A 6,000-nucleotide genomic window follows, 5' to 3' on the forward strand; every position below is an offset into this window, starting at 1 on the left:
CGCAGCGAGCCCGCCGCCCGGCCGCAACCGCCCCCACCTGGCTGCTGCGCAGCACCAGTCGGTCGTCGGGCGCGGGCACGGACCCCGGGCGGATCTCGCCGAGACCGGGGGAACGGGAGCCAGTCGGCGCACACCGCGCGCTCCATCGGCATCCTCCAGAACAATAACGGGCCGACAACTCATGACGCTTGGCATCGCCACGGCGGCAAGTACCGTAAGCAGCTCCTTCGAACTCCGCCACACTGCGACAGGAGGCATGTTGATCACGCAGGACGGCCGCCGCCCCAACGCGTTGATCCGGCAGGCGCTCACCGGAACGGCCGCCCAGCTCGCCCTCCTGGCGGCTCTGGGGGCCACCGTCGGCCTGGGCGCGGTGGGATGGCTGGCCGCGACGGCCGCGGCCGTCGCCGTCTGGGCGGTCCTCCTACGCGCCCTGCGCAGGTCCGGGGCACGGTCCTTGGGGCCGGCCGACCGCGTGACCATGGCGCGGGCCACGCTCACCGGCGGCGTACTGGCGCTGGTGGCCGACTCCGGTCCGCACACGGCGCCCCTGGCTCTTGTGACGCTGTCGGTACCCGCCCTGGCCCTCGACGCGGTCGACGGCAAGGTCGCCCGGCGCACCGGGACGGCCTCGGCCGTGGGAGCGCGTTTCGACATGGAGACCGATGCGCTGCTCATCCTCGTGCTCAGTGTCTTCGTCTCCACCCTCCACGGTGTGTGGGCGCTGGCCGTCGGCGCGATGCGGTACGCCTTCGCCGCCCTGGCACTGGCTCTGCCGTGGATGCGGGCGCCGCTGCCGCCGAGTTTCGCCCGTAAGACCGTGGCCGCCCTCCAGGGGATCGCCCTCGTCCTCGCCGCTTCCACACTCCTGCCCCCTCCGCTTGCCACCGCCGTGGTCGGTCTGGCCCTGGCTCTGCTGGTGTGGTCGTTCGGGCGCGACACCATATGGCTGTGGCAATCCAGCCGTCCCCAACTCGCCCTGCAAGGGCTCCGCCTGGGCGGATCGGGCGAATGATCAACCGCGCGGGTACGATCGGGCGCATGGCAGACCAAGCTCTCGCATCAGACGGTGTCTCCCGGATATCCAGGATCGAGCGGGTGGTGGATGTCCGACTGCCCACCGAATACGGTGAATTCGTCGCCGTTGGCTATCTGGACCGCAGCACCGGACAGGAGCAAATAGCCCTGGTCCACGGCGAGATCGAAGAGCATGCGATGCTGACCCGCGTCCATTCGGAATGCCTGACCGGAGACACCTTCACCTCCCGGCACTGTGAATGCGGCGATCAGCTTTCCGCCGCACTCCGGGCCATCGTCACCGAAGGGCGCGGAATCCTTCTCTACCTCCGGGGCCACGAGGGACGTGGCATCGGCCTGCTGGCCAAGCTCAAGGCGATGAAACTGCAGTCCGAGGGCCTCGATACCGTCGAGGCGAATCTGGCACTCGGACTCCCGGTGGATGCCCGCGATTTCAGCTTGGCCGCCGACGTTCTCCACGACCTCAAAGTGCGCTCCGTCCGCCTGATGTCGAACAACCCGCGAAAGCAGGAAGCGCTGGAGGAAAGCGGCATCAAAATCACCGAACGCGTCCCACTGCTGGCCACCCCGCACAAGGAGAACCTCCGCTATCTGCAGGCCAAACGGGAGCGCCTGGACCACATCCTTCCGCAGCTGGACGGCCTGGCCGCCCACTAGCACACACAACGCTCGCCGACCGGCCCGGCCGGCACCGCGATCCGGTGCCGGCCACCTCACTGAGCCCCGTCAACTCGGCCACCGATGAGGTGACATGAGGAAGACGACGCTCAGCGCGAACCACAGCCGAATCCCCGCTCAGCGGCTCGTCAACGAACAGCACACCCCTCGCGGGACCACGTGGAACAAGCTCACCGTGCGCCGTCCCGCCGCGGGCGTCACCCGCCGGTGCCGGTCTCCGCCGACGTCAGCCCGCACCTCCCCGCACGGGCGCCGGCACCGCCGGACCGGTCCCACAGCCCAGCCGAACCGCTGCCGGCCGGGTCCACGATGGCAGCCCGCAGCCGTTGGAGATGGGCCGGGGGCTCAACGCCCAACTCACGCTGGAGGATGGCATGGAGATTCCGATACGCCGCCAGCGCCTCGGCACGACGCCCCGAGTAATACAGCGCCGCGATCAGCCGGCCATGGAACCACTCGTGAAGCGGATAGTCGGCCACCAGCGTCCGCAGCTCCGGCAGGTACTCCTGATACCGGCCGAGCTCACCGGCGACATCGATCCGCAGCTCCAGCGCACGCAGCCGCAGTTCCTCCAACCACCCGACCCGGCCCAACAACACACCGCCGACCGGGACGTTGCTCAGCGCCGGGCCGCGCCACAACTCCAGTGCCCGCTCCGCCAGATCGGCCGCCCGCTCCCACGCCCCGGCGGTGAACTCACGCTGCGCCCGCTGCACCAGCACTTCCATCGTCAAGGCATCCACTTCGGTGTCGTCCACCTGGATCCGGTAGCCGGGCGCCTCGGTGAGCAGCAGATCCCGGCCCGGCGCGGCGACCCGCTCCCCGGCCAGCATCTTGCGCGCGTGATAGACGTGCGTCTGCAGCGTCCGCAGCGCACCGCCCGGCGGACTCTGGCCCCACAGCTCCCGAGCCAGGACGTCCGCCGCCACCGCCTCGCGGGGCCGCAGCGCCAGCAGCGCCAGCAGCTGAGAGATCTTCGGCGCCTTGGGCGCGTGCGTCCTGCCGTCATCGGTGGTGATCTCGAACGGGCCCAGAAGGTTGAATCGCACGGCATATGCTCCCGTTCCGGTCCGGTCGGCGTTCTCAGGGCAGCGAAACCGCTGAGAACTGCCGCCGAATTCACCGGCCCACGCGGTGCTGGGATCCTGAAAGAAGATGACGAGAGACTAGACCGGGACACAGCCTGCGGTAAAGATCCCCCTTCGCCGAGGTGTTCAGCGTCCCACACGCCGTCCCGCAGGTGGAAAGTGCTTGGCCGCCACAAAGAACTCTACGTATTTCGCAAAGAGCTCTTCGCCCACCGGCGGACACTGGATACCGCTGTCCAGCAAGGCGGCATCGGTCTCGCTGGTGTCGATGGGAGGGTAGAAGGAATCAGTTTCCGTGACCATGTACTCGAAGGCGTCGAGCAGCGGAGTCATCGCATTGTCGTGGTCACCGCGTATGCATGCGCTCCACTCTCCCAACTCCATCTCGTCGAGGGGGTAGCCGAGCGAGCGGAGATATTCCACACAGGTGCCCAGGCTCAGCGCATTCTGGTTGAACAGATGGAACGTCCGCCCCGCACTCTCCTCCTGCCGGGAAAGGCCGATGATGGCCGCGCTGGTGTAGTCGACCGGAAGCAGGTGGAACCGCCCGCCACACCTCGGAACGGCGCCCGCCTGCACCATGCCCTTAAGACTCAGCCAGACGAAGTCCCGTGTCTGGCAGGCCCCGTTGAGCTGGTCGCCGGAGATCACATGGACCCGGTAGACGGACACCGGCAGGCCCCGCTGCCTGGCCACCTCGATGACCTGCTCCGCCACCCACTTGCTCTGCACATACCCACTGGGCAGCACCTCGCCGGGGCCCGTCGGGTCGTCGGTGCGCAGCGGTGCGCGACCGTCTCCACCGCCGGCGAAGACCCCGGCGGTGGACACGTGGTGCACCGGGACGGTGCGGTGCCGGGCGGCCAGCCGCAGGATCTCGTGTGTCCCCAGGACGTTGGCGGCCTTGAGATCCGCGTAGGGACGCAACCAGTGCACGGCGGCCCCACAGTGGTAGACGACATCGACACCACGCGCCAATTCATCGAAAACCTCATCCCCCAAACCGAGTTGAGGAAGCGTCAGATCGCCGGGGTGCACCGTGATCCGCTCGGGATCCACCTCGTCCCAGACCCGGTACCACTCCAGATTGGCACGCAGCCGCTCCCAGGCCCGGGCCCCGTCCTCGGCCCGTACCAGGCAGTGGACGCGCCCCCGCGTCGTGCGCATCAGATCACGCAGCATGAACGCCCCGAGGAAGCCGGTCGCACCGGTGAGCAGGATCTCCTGCGGGTCGTCGACGGTGCGCCGGACCTCGGACGCGGGCCGGATGTCGGCGTCGAGATGGATTTCCGCCGCGAAGTCCACCGGCGGCACCGCGGCACCATCCGTCTGCGCACCGGTAGGTGAGGTCTGCGTACCGGCCACCATCTGCTCCAGCAGGAACCGGGCCAGCGCGGCCGGGGTGGGGTGGTCGAAGACCACCGTGGCCGGCAGCTTGGTTGCGGCGAACTCGTTGATGCGGTTGCGCAGCTCGACCGAGGTGAGGGAGTCGAACCCGAGAGCGGTGAAGGGCCGCTCGGCGTCGATGTTCTGGGCGTCGGTGTGGCCGAGTACCTCGGCGACCTCCGCGAGCAGCCGGTGGACCAGGAACTGAAGCCGCTCTTCCGGGGCCAGCGAGGCCAGCTGCTGGGCGAGCGTTCCCCCACCGCTGTCGGAGTTGCGAGCCCTGCCGCGGAACGGGGTACGCACCAGCGCACCCAGCACGACGGGCGGCTTGCCCGGCTGACGTCGCATGGCCGCGATGTCCAGCGGGTTGGCCACCACGGCCGCCCGGTCCAGCCGAAGCGCACTGTCGAGCATGGCGGGGCCGTCCTGGGTCCGAACCGGTTCGAACCCGGCGCGGGCCATGCGCTTGAGATCGGTCTCGTCCAGTTGCCCGGTCATGCCCGAGACCTGTTCCCACAGCCCCCAGGCGACGGAGGTGGCGGGCAGCCCGTTGGCCCGGCGGTGCTGGGCCAGGGCGTCCATGAACACATTGGCGGCCGCGTAGTTGGACTGGCCGGGCCCACCGATGGTGCCGGCGATGGAGGAGAAGAGGACGAACGCGGTCAGGTGCTGCTGGTCACGGGTGAGGTCATGGAGGTTCCAGGCCCCATCGACCTTCGGGCGCAACACGGCTTCGAGACGCTCGGCAGTCAGGGCGCTGAACAGCCCGTCGTCCACGACACCGGCGGTGTGGACGACACCGGTGAGCGGGTGCTCGTCCGGAATGACGTCCAAAGCGGCCCGGAGCGCGGCGCGGTCGGCGGCATCGGCCGCGACAACGGTGACCTCGGCCCCCAAACCCGAAAGCTCCGCGACGAGCTGGTCGGCACCTGCGGCCTTGAGACCGCGGCGGCTGGTGAGCAGCAGCCGTTTGATGCCGTGCTCGGCTATCAGATGGCGCGCGAAGAGGGCACCGAGCATCCCGGTCCCACCGGTGATCAAAGTCGTCCCCTCCGGGTTCCAGACACCGGGACGGCGAGCGGCCCGGGGCGTGGGTACCCGCTCCAGGCGAGGCAGGAAGAGACGACCCTCGCGGATGGCTGCCTGGGGCTCGTCACAGATCAGCAGGGCGTGGAGAGCCTCCAGCGGGTGCGGCGTGGCGGAGTCGAGATCGACGAGGATGAGCCGGCCGGGGTTCTCCGACTGCGCCGAGCGCAGCAGACCCCACAGCGCGGCTCGACCCGGGTCGAGGTCCTCGGCGCCGTCGGCAGTGCTCACCGCTCCTTGGGTGAGGACGACCAACGGGGTGTCGATGAGACGTTCGTCGGCCAGCCATGCCTGGACCAGAGCAAGCGCACGCAGGGTGGTGCGGTGGGCAGCGGCCGCCATGTCCTCCACATCAACATCAACGGCCTCATCCGCCTCGACGAACGGAACAACCACAGCGGCCAACCGAGCGCCGCACTCCACGGCACCGGCCACCGCCGGCACATCCGCGAAGTGCTCCGCCGCTCCCGACAGACCCGGTACGTCTGCTGCGCCCAGCACGCCCCACGCCGCCGCCTCGACCGGCCGCGGCGCGGCCACCGGCGTCCAGCCGAGCTGGAAGAGCGCCTCCGGCGCGGCTTCCCACCCCCCGGCCAGTTGCTCGTGAGGGACTTCGTGGTACGTGAGGCGGTCGATGGTGAGCAGGGGTTGTCCGGCCCGGTCGGTCAGGAGGGCGGTGGCGGTGTTGTCGCCGGTGCGGGTCAGCCGGATGTGTGCGGCGGTG

Annotated in this window: 4 protein-coding genes; 2 read left to right on the top strand and 2 right to left on the bottom strand. The window is 69.5% G+C overall.

Annotation, left to right across the window (positions count from 1 at the left end; translation table 11 throughout):
• Positions 1 to 256 precede the first annotated feature (256 nt).
• Both B073_RS0131715 and ribA read left to right on the top strand, forming a co-directional pair.
• A complete protein-coding gene (locus B073_RS0131715) occupies positions 257 to 1,015 on the top strand; it encodes a CDP-alcohol phosphatidyltransferase family protein (RefSeq protein WP_018542107.1) in 759 nt (252 codons plus the stop codon).
• Between the two features lie 26 nt (positions 1,016 to 1,041).
• Complete coding sequence (gene ribA / locus B073_RS0131720; RefSeq protein ID WP_051094289.1) at positions 1,042 to 1,695, top strand: GTP cyclohydrolase II; 654 nt, start codon at positions 1,042 to 1,044, stop codon at positions 1,693 to 1,695.
• A gap of 218 nt (positions 1,696 to 1,913) precedes the next feature.
• Here ribA and B073_RS0131725 read toward each other — a convergent pair whose 3' ends face one another.
• Positions 1,914 to 2,765 carry an AfsR/SARP family transcriptional regulator gene (locus tag B073_RS0131725; RefSeq protein ID WP_018542109.1) on the bottom strand — a complete coding sequence of 284 codons (852 nt, stop codon included), beginning with the start codon at positions 2,763 to 2,765 and terminating at the stop codon, positions 1,914 to 1,916.
• A gap of 165 nt (positions 2,766 to 2,930) precedes the next feature.
• Positions 2,931 to 6,000: thioester reductase domain-containing protein (locus tag B073_RS41825; protein ID WP_018542110.1), on the bottom strand; the 3,070-nt coding region annotated here is incomplete at its 5' end.

The sequence above is a fragment of the Streptomyces sp. MspMP-M5 genome (genome assembly GCF_000373585.1).
GTDB lineage: Bacteria > Actinomycetota > Actinomycetes > Streptomycetales > Streptomycetaceae > Streptomyces.

What these genes read in the sequence shown, in the direction of transcription:
- B073_RS0131715 (WP_018542107.1), top strand. Translation starts at nt 257, where the DNA reads ATGTTGATCACGCAGGACGGCCGCCGCCCCAACGCGTTGATCCGGCAG.
- ribA (WP_051094289.1), top strand. Translation starts at nt 1,042, where the DNA reads ATGGCAGACCAAGCTCTCGCATCAGACGGTGTCTCCCGGATATCCAGG.